Source organism: Lichenihabitans psoromatis (genome assembly GCF_004323635.1).
GTDB classification, from domain to species: Bacteria; Pseudomonadota; Alphaproteobacteria; order Rhizobiales; family Beijerinckiaceae; genus Lichenihabitans; species Lichenihabitans psoromatis.
Genome location: NZ_CP036515.1, coordinates 2,629,227 through 2,644,919 on the forward strand (window position 1 = coordinate 2,629,227; position 15,693 = coordinate 2,644,919).

Here is a 15,693-nt window from a genome sequence, read left to right on the forward strand (position 1 = left end):
ATGGGCCTGAGTACGCTGATCGCGATCCTCACGGCGGGGCTGACCAATGGCGCCATCTATGCCCTCGCGACCATCGGCTTGGCCTTGGTCTGGGGTTCGATGGGGATGCTGAACATGGCGCATGGCGCCTTGCTGGCGCTGGGCGGTTATGCGGCTTATTCGACCGTGACGACCCTTGGTCTGCCGGCGCCCTTCGGCTTTGTCGGTGCGATCCTGGTCGGGGTCGCGGCAGGCGCCGTGCTCTACGGCACCGTGGTGCGCCAACTTCTCCGCCAGCCGGTCGCCACCTTCGAGACCAACGTCCTGATCGCCACCGTCGGCATCGGGATCGCGCTCGAAAACGCAATCCTGCATGTCTATGGCGGCCAGCCCCTCCGCCAGCCGGTCGTCATGGATGGCCTTATCCGGATCGGTGTGTCGGAGATCCCGGTTCAGAACGTCGCCATCGTCGGCGTGTCGCTGGTCATGATGGGGCTCGTCGCCTGGCTCCTGGCGCGCACCCGCATGGGTCGGGCGATCCGGGCCACGGCGCAGAACCGCGAGGCGGCTCAACTGATGGGCGTGCCGACGGGACGCGTCTATCTCCAGGTGCTGATGCTGTCGGGGCTGCTGGCTGGTGTCTGCGGCGTCCTGGTGAGTTCGATCACCCAACTCAGCCCACCGCTCGGCGGCGACCCCATGCTGAAGGCGTTCATCATGTGCGTGGTGGCCGGCCTCGGCAATCTTCCAGGCGCGGTCGTCTCGGCCTTCGTGCTCGCCCTGGTCGAAGCCTTCGTGCAATTCGGTGCGGGCGCGCGTTGGGGCTTCCCGGTCTTGCTGCTGCTCGTCATCGTGGTGCTGATCTGGCGTCCCTCGGGCTTGTTCGGCCGTGTCCAGACGAGGCGGTTATGAGCCGGAACGCCGCAATCGCCCCCTCGCGGCAGGAGGGTCGGAGCGCGCTCCCGGTCGGCGACATCGTCATGGCGCTCGTCGTCATCGCGGCGCTCGTGGCGGTGCCCTTCGTGGTCGAGAGCCGCTACATTCTCGGTCAGATCATCCTGATGCTGTTCCTGTCCACGGTGGCGTCACAATGGAATCTGCTGTTCGGCTATTCCGGCGTGTTTTCGTTGGCCCAGATGGCGATCTTCGGGTTTGGCGGTTACGTCACCGCCATGCTCTGCGTCTATTTTGGGCTCGGCATCTGGGTCGCGATCCCGCTCGGCGCTCTCGGCGCTGCCTTGTTCAGCCTCGTCATCGGCCTCGCCTGCCTGCGGCTGTCGGGTGTTTACGTCGCCCTGCTGACGCTCGCGATCGCGCAGGCCCTCTACGTGCTGATCGTCACCGATACTGATTGTTTCCGCATGGTCGGCTCGGCGTGCCGCCAATTTACCGGCGGTGCTGTGGGCTTTGCCCGGTTCGGGGAGTTCGGCACCCGCGCCTGGCTGAAAAGCCGGTATCTCGTCGGCAATTACGCCATCATCGGCATGCTGTTCGCGGTCACCATGGCGTGCACCTATGCGATCATCGCCAGCCCGATCGGCCTCGCGTTTCGGGCCCTCAAGGACAATCCCGGCTATGCGGTCGCGCGCGGCGTCAACCGGTTTCAGGCGCAGCTTTTCGTCTTCGGCCTGTCGGCATTTTTCACGGGGCTCGCGGGCGGCTTCTACGCGGTGCATTTCCAGGCGATCAGCCCCGGTATCCTGTCGCTCTCGCAGTTGCTCTTCATCATCGCGGCCACGGTGGTGGGAGGGGTCGGCAGCTTCTGGGGGCCGCTCGTCGGCACGCTGGTGCTGATGGTCGCCGACGAAGGGATGCGAGAAGCGGGCGAGTTCCGCACCTTGGGGCTCGGCCTCATCATCGCGGCCTCGATCGTGCTGATGCCCAACGGGCTACTCGGACGCCTTGGCGATGCTCGCCGCTGGCTGCGCGATCGCCGGATGCGATCATCCACCCCCGTCACGGAGACTGGCCATGTATGACACGATCATCCTCGGGGCCGGCTCGTCCGGCTGTGTGATGGCCAATCGCCTGAGTGCGGATCCAGGCCGCAACGTGCTGGTGCTGGAAGCCGGTGGCGCCGCGCCACTCGCCTCCGACATTCCCTCCGATTGGGTGACGATGTTCAACACCTCGTCCGATTGGGGCTTTCATACCGAACCGCAGGCGGGTTGCCGCGGCCGTCGGATCTTTTGGCCACGCGGCAAGATGATCGGCGGATCTGGCGCGCTCAACGCCATGATCTACATGCGCGGCCTGCCGTCGGATTACGATGGCTGGGCCAAACTCGGCTGCCCGAATTGGGCATGGCAGGACGTGTTGCCAGTGTTCAAAGCCTGCGAGGATAATCAGCGCCTCGGCAACGATACGCTGCACGGCGTCGGCGGACCGCTCCATATCAGCGATGTCGCTTATGTCGATCGCGGTGAGCGCCTCTGGCTGGAAGCCGCGCAGGCGGCCGGTTACCCGCTCAACACCGATTTCAACGGCCCCGACCAGGAAGGCGTCGGCTTTTTCCAGTTCACGATCCGCAACGGCGAGCGCTGGGGGACCGGAAAGGCCTATCTGCGGCCAGTTCTCGACCGGCCCAACTTGACCGTGAAGACCGGCGTCACGGTCACGCGCATCCTTGTCGAGAAGGGCCGCGCCGTGGGGGTCGAATATCTCGACAAGGCGCGATTGAACACCGTCTACGCAAGCTCGGAGGTGGTGCTGACCTCCGGCGCGATCGGCTCCTGCCACCTTCTGCTTCTGTCCGGGATCGGGCCCGCCGATGAACTGCGACAGGTCGGGGTCGATCCCCTTCACGATCTGCCTGGCGTCGGCAAGAACCTGCAAGATCACATCAACATCCCGATCACCTTCGCGGCCAATCAGGAGATCGGGATCGGCGCTTTGACGGCGGACGATTGGGACAGCTCGCTCAAGTCCTGGCAGGAGAACCGCACCGGCCTGCGGACCTCGGCTTGGGTCGCGGCCGGCGGCCACGTCAAGAGTCGGCCCGATGTCGAGCCGGATCTTCAGCTCTACGGCGCGGCGAGCAGCCATCGCGACTATGCCCGCTTTCTGCATTCCGGCTCGGGCATCACGTTCCACTCGACGCTGCAACGCCCCAACAGCCGCGGCGAGATCCGACTGCGATCGGACGACCCGATACAAGCCCCGATGATCGATCCGCGCTACTTCGTCAGTGACCCGAGCGGCACCGACCTGTCGACCATGGTGGAGGGTGTGCGGATCAGTCGGCGCATCGCTGCCCAATCACCGCTTGCCGAGATCCTGGCGGGCGAGTTGCCGCCCAGCGTCGAATGCGAGAGCGACGAAGCGATCGGACATTACGTCCGGGGGCATTGCACCACGCTCTATCATCCCTCGAGCACCTGCCGGATGGGGACCGACCCGATGGCGGTCGTCGATCCCTTCAGCATGAAGGTGCGCGGGCTCGAAGGTCTGCGGATCGCCGACGCCTCCGTCATCCCCAAGATGGTGTCGAGCAACATCAATGCGCCGACCATCATGATCGCCGAGCGCGCCGCGCAGATGATCTTGAGCTGACAGTCCCGAAAGGGCCGAAACGAAAAGGGACAGGCGGATGGCGACAGGCTGGAACTTCCATGAACTCTATCTGTGGCACGACACCGGCAATGCCGCGACGTTCTTCCCGCCGGGTCTGACGATCGAACCGGGCGATCATGCCGAGAACGCGTCGACCAAACGGCGGTTTCGCAACCTCATGGAGGTGTCGGGTCTGTTGGAGCACCTGACCACCGTCGCGTCCGTGCCGATCGATGAGGACGATCTCGCCTTGTTCCATGGTCGGGATTACATCGAACGCATCAAGGCCATGAGCGCCGCGCGGGGCGGCGATGCGAGCCATCTCACCCCCTTCGGCCCGGGTAGCTTTGAGATCGCCCGCCTCGCGGTGGGTGGAACGACGGCCTTGCTCGATGCCGTCGCGAGCGGGAGGGTAACGAACGGCTACGCTCTGGTTCGCCCACCTGGCCACCATGCCGAGCGCGACCGCGGCCTCGGCTTCTGTCTCTTTGGCAATGTGCCGATCGCCATCATGAAGGCGCGTGCCAGCCATGGTCTCGGCCGCATCGCCGTGATCGATTGGGACGTGCATCACGGCAACGGCACGCAGCAGGCCTTCTACGACGACCCCGACACCCTTGTGATCTCGCTGCACCAGGACGGCCTTTTCCCGCTCGGTTCGGGAACCCTTGTCGAACGCGGCGGAGGCCGGGGGAGGGGTTCAACATCAACGTGCCACTCCCGGCCGGCACCGGCGTGGGCGGCTACTTTGCGGCCTTCGACCGCGTGGTGCTGCCGGCCCTGGCGCGGTTCCGGCCGGAGATGATCGTGGTCTGCTCAGGGTTCGACGCCTCGGCTCTCGATCCGCTCGGGCGCATGATGCTGCATAGCGAGGCCTATAGGGCGTTGACTGGCCGGCTGATGGAGGCTGCTCAAACGCTCTGTGACGGTCGCCTCGCGATGTCGCATGAGGGCGGCTATTCGGCAAGCTATGTGCCCTATTGCGGGCTTGCGGTCATGGAGGCCATGAGCGGCATCAAGACCCCGATCGATGATCCTTTCATGGTCAGCTTCTGTGACTATCCTGGCCAGGAGCTGCTGCCGCATCAAGATGCCGCCATCACCCGCGCTGAGGCGCTGTTGGACCGGCTCTGAACGCGCGGCGCATCACACGGCGCTAGACATCGAAGATGAGGTGGCGCCGCTCTGGCGTCACCACGGCAAAATGGGCCGGGTCGCTGTCCCGGAACAACGAAACGAACACATCGACCAGGGCTTTGATGTGGACGGGTTTCATTGGGCCGTAGAGATCGGCGATCTGCAGCGTCGGAGCCGGGAGCGGATCGCTGAGCGGCACCCGTACCACGCTCGCATTATCCATATTGCTGCGGGTGATCGGCCGCATGTTGAGGATCGCGAGCCCGAACCCCGCCGATACCGCACTTCGGACCGTCTCGTAGGAACGTGAGCGAAAGCCCACGGTCGGTTTGATTCCATGGAGATCGTAGAGCGACAGGAGATAGCTCACCGTCAACGGCAGATCGAGCAGCACCAGCGGATAGGTCGCGAGGTCGTCGATCGACAGGCTCTCGGCCTCCGCAAGGGGATGTCCCGTCGGCAGCATGACATGCGCCGGCACGCGGCAGATCGGTGTGATGTGAGCGTTGAACTTTGGCCCGATATCGTAGGAGATCACGATATCGACGATGCCGCGATCGAGCCAGTCCGCAAGCTGGGTTTGATCTCCTTCGAACAAGGCGACATCCGTCCGCCCGACGATGTCCCGAAATCGAACGATCCCCTCCGTCATGAAGAGGGCGCCGAAGGGCTCGAAACAACCGATCCGGATGGATTGCGTCTGCGACTGTAGCACGCCGATTTTGCGCTGAAAGTCGGTCTCGGCGGCCAGCAGGGAGCGCCCGGCCGCGACGAAACGCTCGCCGCCCGGCGTCGTCTTGATGCCGCTCGACCGGCGCCGGTCGAAAATCCGTGCGCCGAGGCTGAATTCCGCGCTTTCGATGGCCGCCAGGATCGAAGACGCCGAAATGCGGAGCCGCCGGGAGGCTGCCTGAATGGATCCGCAATCGGCGACCGCGCAGACATAGGCGATCTGCCGAAGCGAGATGCTCACGGTTTGGCCCTGCGCAGCCGGATCACCGCTTGATCGACGTGGCGATCGGGGATGCCGAACGGATGCAAGACCCGGCGCCCGAGCCTATGCAGACTTTCGCTGAACACGACAACCGGAAAGGACATGTCGCAATGATGTCGCATTCCAAAGCGACCGGCAATGAGGCTGGCGGATCAGCTGCCGCGCATTCGACCGAAATTGGCTAGTCGCCGCCCAAAACATCCGACCGGCCGAGGTAGAACCGCTCGGCATTCGTCTTAAAGACTTTGTCGAGATCCTCCGGCCCAAAGTGGGGGGCCAGCAGGGCGTGGGCCGCCTCGACAACCTCGGTATAGCTTGCCGCCAACGTGCAGACCGGCCAGTCGCTGCCGAACATGAGCCGGTCCGGCCCGAAACAGGCCACTGCATGGTCGACGTAGGGACGAAGCTCATCGAGAGTCCAAGCGCCGGGGGAGGCTTCGGTCACGAGGCCCGACAGCTTGCAGGAAACGTTTGGGAAGGCTGCGACGGCTGCGAGTTGGTCGCGCCAGGGATCGAGCAGGCCCGCCGCGATCTGAGGCTTCGAGACGTGATCCACCACGGCTTTCAGCCCCGGTGTGCGGGTCAGCGCCTCGCAGATAGACGGCAGGTGCCGCGTGAAACTCAGGATGTCGAACGCGACACCGGCTTCCGCGACACGTGCGAGATTGCGAAGGACGAGCGGACGCAGGATGAAGGCATCGTCCGGATGATCCTGCAGCATGGGTCGAAGGCCCACCCATTTCGGCTGACCGGCATAGTGAGCCAAGTGTTCGGCGAAGTCGTCGCTGTCCATGTCGAGCCACCCGACCACGCCCACAACGAAATCGGTTTCTTGTGCGAGGCCGAGCAGGAAGTCGGTTTCGGCCATGGTTGCGGCCGCCTGCACCACGATCGTGCGGGTGATGCCGGTCGCGGCCATCAACGGCGCGAGATCGGCCGGCATGAAGTCGCGCAACAGCGGCGCGACATGCGCGCCCATCCACCCATAATCGCCGCGCGACAGGCGCCAAAAGTGCTGATGACTGTCGATCATGGTGTTCCATCGATGTAGGAGGCCGGACGCTTCAACCAGACTAGCTGATTTCGTGCAGTGGTTTCCACTTGCCGAAGCGTTTCGATGTCGAACCATCGTGACGCCCATTGTGGAACTTACCGCGTGCGTTCAGGAGCCTTTCGGCTATTGCTTCGGCGATCGATCGATGGACCGCTGTCGTGTCGGTTCGCTGTCGTCGCGCCTTTGAGGAAACCATCGTGATGGGTTTGTCGGATATCTTTGCTCGGATTGTCGCGTTGATCGGCGCCGGTGCGATCCTGCTCCGGCGCATGGAGGGGAGCGTCGATGTGCCGGCCCTCGGCCATGCACCAGCGATCCCGCTCGCCAAGCCGCAGGGTATTCCGACCCTCAAGATGCCGACCGCGCGGGGGTGGGCGCCGGGCCACGTGCCGGTCGCCGCGCCTGGGCTGAAGGTCAATGCCTTTGCGCCGGTGCTGAAGCACCCGCGTTGGATTCACGTGCTGCCGAACGGCGATGTGCTTGCGTCCGAGGCTCTCGGCGACGCCGGCAAAATCAAGACCGCGTTCGATTACGCAATGTATAGCACGATGAAGCGGGCCGCCGCCGTCGGGACCAGCCCGAACCGGATCACATTGTTGCGCGATCGGGATGGTGACGGCGTGGCGGAAACTCGCGAGGTTTTCCTGGACAATCAGGCCCAGCCGTTCGGCATGGCGATGTTGGACGACACGCTCTACGTCGGCAATACCGACGGCGTCATGGCCTTCCCCTACGCGGACGGGCAGACCCGTATCGCGGGGCCAGGGCGGAGGCTGACGACGTTCAAGTCGGGCGGCCATTGGACACGAAGCATCTTGGCGAGCCCGGATGGGACGCGGCTTTATATCGGGGTCGGCTCGCTCAGCAATATCGGCGACGAGGGTCTGGTGGCCGAGGAAGGAAGAGCCGCCATCTACGAACTCGATCGTGCGACGGGACAAAGCCGGATGTTCGCCACCGGGCTCCGTAACCCTGTCGGCCTGGCTTGGCAGCCTGAAACGGGCGCGCTCTGGACGGCGGTGAACGAGCGCGACGGCCTCGGCGACGAAACGCCGCCGGATTATCTCACGTCGGTGAAGGACGGGGGCTTCTACGGCTGGCCCTATTGCTATTGGGGCAAGACGGTCGATGACCGGGTCCCGCAGGACGCGGCCGCCGTCGCAACCGCAATCACGCCGGATTATGCGTTGGGCGGTCACACGGCTTCGCTCGGCCTCTGCTGGCTTCCGGCCGGTATCCTTCCCGGCTTCGGCGACGGCATGGTGATCGGCCAACATGGCTCTTGGAACCGCAGCAAGCTCAGCGGCTACAAAGTGGTGTTCGTCCCATTTGCCGATGGCAAGCCGACCGGCGAACCCCCGCGTGACATCCTCTCCGGCTTTCTCGCGCCCGATGAAAAAGTGTCTTACGGCCGCCCGGTCGGCGTCACGATCGGACCGGATAATTGCCTGTTGGTCGCTGACGACGTGGGCGATGTGATTTGGCGTGTGACGGCCGCCTGATCGCGATCAGACGGCGCCGCTGCTCCGTAGGCATGACTTCACAAGCGCGCCGCCTTGCGTCATCTGTCGCGCCGGACACGATGCTGAACCGTCGAGTGAGGTACCGATTGCGACAGGACGATCGATCGACGATCCGCTGGCTCGAGCGTGGCGCTTGGGCCGTCGCGGTCGCCATGATGCTGGCCGGACTGTCTGATGCCGCCCGTGCCGCCGATGCGGCTGGGCTCGAAGCCGCTTACAAATCATGCGCGTTCTATGCCGCCATGCGGTTCCCGACGCCGGCCACAGAGGCTCACGAGATCGCGAGAGCATCCGTGGCATCGTGTGAAAAACATGCCCAGGCGATGCGAACCGCTTGGGCGGGTTCTGGTCCGGACATTCGCGAACGGGAGATTGCCCGAGCCCACGAAGAGGCTCTCGCGATCGCCCTGAAAGCCGCGGATGCGATGCACCGGAGCCGTCGCGGCATGTGACGGCCGCGACAGCTTGAATAGACGAGCCATGATGGCCCGGACCGACCTGCGATCAGTAGGTGACCGGCGGGGGTGAGTCCGGAACATAGCCGTTCGGCGCCGCGATCAGCGTTCCGAGATCCGGTACGGTGATGCCCGACGGCTTGAAGCCGTCCTGCAGCTCCTTGTACCAATCGCCTTCCTGCTGGGCTTTCTTGTCATCCGCCTGGATGCTCTTGACGATGGCGTAGATCAGTCCGCCGATGGCCGCCACGCCGCCGACGACTCCGCCGATCGCGCCAAAGACACCACCGAGGGCCGCCAGGGATTCGGTCGCGGCGAGAGCACCGACGCGCGGCAGGACGTAAGTCGCGACTTCGCCGATGCCGGCGATCGAACTGATGCCATTCAGCCCGGCGAAAATGCCCTGCGCGGCCGCGCCGCCGATGTCGCCTGCATCCGCCGCCTGCTTGGCCCCGATCGCGCCGAGTGCGAGCCCGAGAGCATTGCCTGCAACGCCGCCGATCGATTTTCCGACGTTTTCCGCATCTTTGCCGACGGTCGTCAGCGTCTTCAAGTTGTCGGCACGCCCCTGATATTCGGCGAGTTGGGCCTGCTGATCGGGCGTGAAGCCCGGCAGTTCACTTAGGGCTTGCAGGTTTTTCAGGTTCGGCGCGTCGTTCTTCACGACATCCTGCAGGCCCTTGAGGGTCGTGCCATAATATTTGGCACCCCCCTCGGTCAGCAAACCGGCCACGCCGAGCGACTGGTTGGCGGTCTGCAGATCGGAACCGCCGCCGGTTCCGAGCCGTGCCCCCATGGCCCCAGCCAGCAAAAGCGCAGACGCGCCGTGGAACACGCCCGCCTTGTAGGCGGGCGTTGTGGTCGACGAGGAGGCGACGGGTGTCCATCCCTTCTGCACCTTGGCCATCGCGTCATCGAACTTCAATCCGCTGCGCATCGCGTCGTTGATTTGCCGGATCGCCGCGATGATTTCGGCTGCGGGCGGCTGGTCTTTGCCGGCTGTCGCAAGGGTGCCGAGGTTGTTTTGAATGAGCTGCTGAAGCTTCGGATCGTCCACACCGTTCACGCCGAGACCGTTCAACATGTCCTCACCGGACTTGCCGTCGGTCAATTGGGCGCGCGCCAGCGACGTCGCCTTGTCGTTGAATTTGTCGGTTCCGGCCTGCACCGTGTCCGCGTCGAGGACGCTGTCGTAAACGGTCTTGTCGGTGGCCGACTGAATGATCGCCTTATCCGAAGGGGTGCCGGATGCGATGAGGTCATCGATCTGCTTGCCCGAGGTGATGTCGTCATAGCCCTGCGTGATCTTGTCCTTGATGTCCTGCGGAGCGGCCGCCAGGGCCTTTGACAGATCAGTCGTCGTGTTGAGCGCTTGTGCGTAGAAGCTGGGTTTAGCGAGAAAGCTGCCGAGCGCGGCTGTGGTGCTCAGCGGATTACCGTTGCTGTCCTTCTGCGCGAAGGCATCCTGCAGCGCTTGTGTGCTCGAATCGGCATCCGACTGTTTCTGCATGGCGGCTTTCAGCGATGGATCGCTGGAAACGAGGCCCTGCAAGGCGGCCGGCATCTTGTCGGTCATAAAGGATTGCACGTCCGTGTCTTTACTGAGCGTGTCGATCCGGCTCTGAACATCCTTGATGAAGTCGCTGCGCGTCTCGCCTGGCGTCGGGCCATCATAGTAGTTGTGATATTGATCGGGGCTGTCGAGGACGTTGGGGCCCTTGTCGGTTTGGAACTGGTTCTCGCCCGCATTGTACCGACCGATGGTCTGGCTGAGCTGGATCAGCGCCGCTGCTTTATCGGCGCCGCTGGCGCTGCTCGATGCGCCCGTGAAATAATCCGGGTTCAGCTTGCTGGCGTCGCCGCCCGCATCTTTCACGGCCTGCTGCATCGCGTCGCTTTTCAGGCTCGAGATGCTGTCATCCTCGGTTTTGCTGCCGCTCTTGCCGATCAGCGCGTCGAGGTTGCTGTTCTGGATCGTGCCGTCGCTGAGAGTGCTTGCGTCGAGACCCGCATTGCCGAGCGCGGTGAATTCCCCTGCATTGCCAAAGAAGGCTGCCGCATGTTTCAGCGCATCCGGCAGCTTGGAATCGCTGTCGCCCGAGGCCACGGCCTTCAAGTCGTCGGCGTTGAACTTGCTGTCGACCTTGGCGGCGCCGCTCCCGGCGGCATCGAGAACCGGCATGTTGGCCTCGAGGATCGAGCCGTTCACGGCTTTCTCGGTGGCGATCGCATCGGCTTTCGGATCGTCTTTCTTAAAGGCCGCAAAGCTGCTTTTCGCCGAATCCGCCGATTTGTTGAGGTCGCTCACGAAGCCGCCGATCGCATCGCGCGTGATCGTGCCGTCGACCGTCAGCCGTTTCGCGACGGCGTCATTGGCCATGAGGCGGCTCTCGGCATCGGCCACATTCTGGGGCATGTCGTTGAGTTTGGGATCGCCGCGATCATGGGCGCCGAACCAGTTCTGCAAGGTTGCGGCGTCGTCGCCGATTTGCGCCAGGGATGCCTTGTCGCTGTCCGATACAGCTCCGCCGAGGCTGTTCAGCCAGTCGTGAACATGGCTGTTCTGAGCCGAGAAGCCAACCTGGCCTGAGAGCAGCGCTTCAAAGTTGCTGTTGCTGATCGTGCCGTCTTTGCTGGCGCCGCCCGCATTGGCCAAGCTGCTGAACTTGCCCGGATCCAAACTATATTGGATGGCCGCGTTTTTCAGCACATCCGGCAGGCCCGGCGCCTTCGAGTCTTTATCGTCCGACTCGATCGCTTTCAGATCGTCGGCGTTGATCTTGCCGTCGACCTTCGCGTTGCTGCTTCCCGCGTCGTCGAGAATGGGCAAGTTGGCCTGAAGCACCGAGGTCAGCGCCGCCTGCGATGTCGCGGAGGGGTCGAGGTTCGTGCTGTGCTTCTCAAAAGACTCGAAGTCGCTTTTGGCCGATTTTGCCGCATCGTCGAGCCGGTGCAGAAAATCGCCGATCTTGTCGCGCGTCACGACGCCTTTGTCGGTGAGCTGCTTGGCGACCGCGTCGTTGGCGAACAGCCGGTTTTCGGCATCGGAGACGTTCTGCGGCATGGTGTTGATCGCTGGATCGCCCCGTTTATGCGAGTCGAACCAGCTCTTCAGCGTGGCCGCGTCGTCGCCGGTCTGAGCGAGACCTTTCTTGTCGTCTTCGGTGACCGAATTGCCGAGAGCATCCAGCCAAGAATGCACGTCCTTATCGTCGACCGACGGGCTCGATTGCGCCTGGCCGCCGACCGGGGCGACGCCTCCGAAGGCAAAATGGCCAAGGCTCGCAAGCGGCGCGCCCAGCTGGGGAAGAGCCGCCGCCCGCTGCGACGGATTCATCGCCAGCAAGCGATGGATGGTGGCGGCCGGCACGGCGCAGAGCACCGTCAAGCCATGTCGTTCGGCATAATCGTCGACCGATAGCGTCTCGATCTCGTCGAAGCCCGCATCCGGCTCGCGAACGCCGCCGCTGCGCAGGTCGCGAAGCACCACATGGCCAGCCGAAACCGTCTCAGCCACGGGTCCGAGAAACACGATTTCGTCGGCATCGGTCCGGGCGGTCGAGGCTGCGGCCGCAAGGCAATTTGACGGAGGCGTCGCGTTATCGATCGTCAGCAGCGTCGAGGTTGGCTGATCGTCCGTCACGGAGACGATCGGTGCGTGGCTCGGGTTCGACATGGTTGATATGGACGACATAAGGAGCTCCATTTCGCTTCGACGACTGTGCAAGAGAGGGGACATCATTGGGCCTATTGTCCGGTGCCTGGTTCGACCATGGGCAGGGGAGTCGTGTCACCAGGCTGCACCGGACCTCCGGTGATGCCCCATTGGTTCAGGTCGGCCGCCGTTTGGTCGGTGAACGCGAAGGTGTGTTTCGATTGCTCGACCAAGGCGTAGATGCCGAGCCCCAGCAAGCCGAGAATTCCGACGCCGGCGCCGATGATGCCGAGCGTCGCCGAGGTCGCGGCCAGCGCGGCAGCATCGGCGCCGATCGCGATCCCGAAGGTGTCTCCGAGCGCGATCCCCCCTTCGAGCAGCCCGAGAACACCGCTCCAGGTGCCCGTGATGCCACCGGCGATTCCGATGCCGCCGCCGACTTGATCGCCGTTCTTCAAGGATTGGACACCGCTGAAGATGCCGAGCGCGCCAGCGATGATGCCACCGGCCCCGCCGATCGCCTTACCGGCGCCTTCGATCACTTTCAGAGCATCCGGATCGAGGATGTTCGGCAGGGCTCCGGTCGATTTCGCATATTTCGATCCGGCCTCCATCAAGCCGCCCATGACCTGAAAGCTGCCTGCGATCAGCGCCGCTGGGACGGTGGGTGAACTGCCACCCTCGACACCCTTGGCGGCGAGCGCTCCGGCGGAGAAGAGAGCGCTGACACCATGCAGCAGTCCCTTGTTGTAGGCGTCGGCGAGCGGGCCGGTGGCTTTCGTGTCGCTGAGTTTGGCGAGTGCATCCTGCAATTTGGCGCCCTGCCGCACCTCGTTGAAAACGGAACCGAAGGCCGAGACGATCTTGTCGGGCGGAATCGCATTGCCGGCGCTATCCTTGAAGGCGTCCGGATTCTGAGCCACGACCTGGGTCATGACGTCATTCAATTTTGCCGTATCGAGATTGCCGGAGGCATCGGCGAAGGCGGTGTTGAGCTCGGTCTGCGTGGTGCTGCCGAACAGGGAGGTTGTCAGCGTATCGGAGAAGGTCTGCTGCAGCTTCGCAGCATTGTCGGCGACATATTGCGTCGGAAGCGTGCTCCCGAAGGCCGCCGCATCCGAGGTGTATTGCCGGACCGCCGTACCGATGTCGGTTCCGCTTGCGATCGAGTCGGACAATTCCTTGCCCGACAGAATGTCAGTCTCGTAGGCCTGTTGCAGCTTGTCCTGCTGACCGGACTTCTGCGCGATCGCCTGCAGGTCGAGCCCCGTGGTCGCTTTGCCGTCGGTGCCGAGCGCCTTCGAGAACACCCCAGCTTCGCCGATAAAGGCCTGCAGGCCATTCTCTGTCGAGAGTGGCTTGCCGTCACTCCCTTTAGCCGCAAGGGCATCCGTCAACCCTTGGCCGTTCTGCAGGTTGCCGTCGTAGAACGTCTGCATCGCGCCCTTGAGGTCAGGGTCGCTGTCGACGATGGTCTGAAGGGATGTGGTCTGGTTGTCCGAGATGAATTTTTGGACGTCGGGATCGGCCGAGAGCTGCGCGATCCGCTCGCCGAGATCGGTCTGAACCTTGTCGATATTGGGGTTGATGCCCTTGTTCTCCATCAAGGGTTCGTCCCAATAATCCTCCTTGTTCCCGAGCGTGATCTTGGTGTCGAGATCGGTCAGCTTCTGCAGCACGGCGGCTTTCTGCGCGCCGGTGTAGTTGCTCGGGTTGGCGAACACATCCGGACCCAGCGAGGATGTGTCGACGCCCGCCACCATGCTGCGGTTGGCGGCATCGCTCAGGATCGCGGTGAACTGCTGATCGTTCGTCGGAGCCGACTTGCTGATCCAATTCTGGATATTGCCCGCATCGAACGTGCCGTCTGCCTGGTTGATGGCCGGGTCGTCGCCAGAAATGTCGAACTGGTTGAACATGCCGGGCTGCGACCACAGCTTTGCGGCGCTGCCGAGGGACGCGCAGAGGCCGGGATTGTTTGCCGAGAGGGCGGCGAGGCCCGCGGATGTCACCAACCCGTCGTTCCGCGTCTCGTCGGTCGCACCATTGAGATGGGATGGATCGGCGTTCTGGATGATTTGCTGGTTCGCCGACACGATCGCGGCCGAGCGCACCATCGATTTCGAGAGGTCACCGGCGTCGGGGTTTTTCTTGACGTAATCCGCATAGGCGTTGCTGGCGTTCGTCGCACTGCCCTTGGCATCGGCGATAAACCGATCGACGTCGTCGTGCTGGATGATCCCGTCGGCCTTGCTGCCGCCCGAGTTGCCCACGTCGAGGGCTGTCTCGAGCGCCGGGTTTTGGGCGATATATTGCAGGATCTCGCGGCCTTCAGGCGGCACGGAATCGGGCGGATTGGCAAAGTCGATATGGTCGGTGTGCAGTCCCCAGCGGTTCCAATTATCCGAGAGGAGCTGTGCTGCGGCGAGTGGCCGGTTCAGCTCCTTTTCGGTTTGGGCGGCGGTCGTCGGATCCAGGCCGGTGGTGAGGCCGTCCCAAAGCTTCAGTTGATCGGCCGTGGAATATTTCGATCCGTCGAGCAGCGTGTCGATTGAGTCGGTCGGTCCGAACTCCGGAGGCGCACCGCTCGACGCGTCGGCCGAGGCTTGGGTGAGGTAGGAGGCGACATCTGCCTCCGTGATCACGCCGGTGCCGGTCCCATTGCCGAGTTGCGACATCAGCGATGGGTTTGAGGTAATGAAACTGAGGGTGGCTTTTGCATCGGCCGGCAGGTCGGCCGGCGGATTGTTCATCTGGGTCACCGAATGAAGGCCCCAAGCGTGCCAATTGGTCAGCAGCGCATTGACGTTGGTCAACGTATCGGTCGTCGGCGTTCCGGCCGGCATCGCTTTGAGAGCCGTCGCGGCATCACTCTTCGCATCCGAGATGAACGTGTCGAGCGCCGACTTGGTCATCACGTCGCCCGGCTTGCCGCCGGCATCCTGCACGATCGCCGAGAATAGCGTGGGGTTTGCCGCGAAGAATTTGAGCGTGTCTTGCGCGTTTTGCGGCAGCGTCGAAGGCGGGTTAGCGAAATCGACCCCCTGATGCAGGCCCCATGTGTCCCAATTGGCCGAGAGTTGCTCGGCTTGATCGAGGGGCGAGCCCGCGATGGGCGCCGCCGGGGCCGGGAGCTTCGGTCGCGGGAGCGGCACCGGCTCAACAAGACCGATCCTTATGTCGGATCGATCCGACGATCGATCGGACAAGGCGGCCTCGAACAGGCGTGGCAGATCACCCTGGCTACCCGATCCGCCATTCGGCCGCCCGCGCGATGTCGCGTCATTGATGATCGTCGTCATAACTCGATCCTTCTGGTGTGACGGGTCGGGAAAGCGGATGGG

At 63.6% G+C, this 15,693-nt stretch carries 9 protein-coding genes and 1 pseudogene; 6 read left to right on the forward strand and 4 right to left on the reverse strand.

Features of this window, described 5'->3' with window-relative positions; all coding sequences use genetic code 11:
• From EY713_RS12240 to EY713_RS12255, 4 genes and pseudogenes are all read left to right on the forward strand, one after another.
• Complete coding sequence (locus tag EY713_RS12240; protein ID WP_131115222.1) at positions 1–891, forward strand: branched-chain amino acid ABC transporter permease; 891 nt, start codon at positions 1–3, stop codon at positions 889–891.
• Positions 888–1,958, forward strand: a complete 1,071-nt coding sequence (locus EY713_RS12245) for a branched-chain amino acid ABC transporter permease (protein WP_131115224.1) — start codon at positions 888–890, stop codon at positions 1,956–1,958. Before EY713_RS12240 ends, EY713_RS12245 begins: the two co-directional genes overlap by 4 nt.
• Positions 1,951–3,531 carry a GMC family oxidoreductase gene (locus EY713_RS12250; protein ID WP_131115226.1) on the forward strand — a complete coding sequence of 527 codons (1,581 nt, stop codon included), beginning with the start codon at positions 1,951–1,953 and terminating at the stop codon, positions 3,529–3,531. Before EY713_RS12245 ends, EY713_RS12250 begins: the two co-directional genes overlap by 8 nt.
• A gap of 178 nt (positions 3,532–3,709) precedes the next feature.
• Positions 3,710–4,665 (forward strand): annotated as a pseudogene (locus EY713_RS12255) (class II histone deacetylase).
• Positions 4,666–4,687: 22 nt separating this feature from the next.
• Here the strand turns inward: EY713_RS12255 and EY713_RS12260 are convergent.
• Both EY713_RS12260 and EY713_RS12265 read right to left on the reverse strand, forming a co-directional pair.
• On the reverse strand, positions 4,688–5,641 hold the full coding sequence (locus EY713_RS12260; protein ID WP_131115228.1) for a LysR family transcriptional regulator: 954 nt from the start codon (positions 5,639–5,641) through the stop codon (positions 4,688–4,690).
• A 202-nt stretch (positions 5,642–5,843) separates the two neighbouring features.
• Positions 5,844–6,695, reverse strand: coding sequence for an amidohydrolase family protein (locus EY713_RS12265; RefSeq protein ID WP_131115229.1), 852 nt, complete (start codon positions 6,693–6,695; stop codon positions 5,844–5,846).
• A gap of 221 nt (positions 6,696–6,916) precedes the next feature.
• On the opposite strand from EY713_RS12265, the gene EY713_RS12270 reads away from it, so the two are divergent.
• Together EY713_RS12270 and EY713_RS12275 are read left to right on the forward strand one after the other, a co-directional pair.
• Positions 6,917–8,218 (forward strand): PQQ-dependent sugar dehydrogenase, encoded by a 1,302-nt coding sequence (locus tag EY713_RS12270; protein ID WP_131119635.1) that lies wholly within the window; start codon positions 6,917–6,919, stop codon positions 8,216–8,218.
• A gap of 107 nt (positions 8,219–8,325) precedes the next feature.
• Positions 8,326–8,691, forward strand: a complete 366-nt coding sequence (locus tag EY713_RS12275) for a hypothetical protein (RefSeq protein ID WP_131115231.1) — start codon at positions 8,326–8,328, stop codon at positions 8,689–8,691.
• Positions 8,692–8,743: 52 nt separating this feature from the next.
• On the opposite strand, the gene EY713_RS12280 is transcribed toward EY713_RS12275, so the two are convergent.
• Positions 8,744–12,388, reverse strand: a complete 3,645-nt coding sequence (locus tag EY713_RS12280; RefSeq protein WP_165491115.1) for a type III effector HrpK domain-containing protein — start codon at positions 12,386–12,388, stop codon at positions 8,744–8,746.
• 53 nt (positions 12,389–12,441) lie between these two features.
• Positions 12,442–15,651 carry a type III effector HrpK domain-containing protein gene (locus tag EY713_RS12285; protein ID WP_131115235.1) on the reverse strand — a complete coding sequence of 1,070 codons (3,210 nt, stop codon included), beginning with the start codon at positions 15,649–15,651 and terminating at the stop codon, positions 12,442–12,444.
• Positions 15,652–15,693 lie beyond the last annotated feature (42 nt).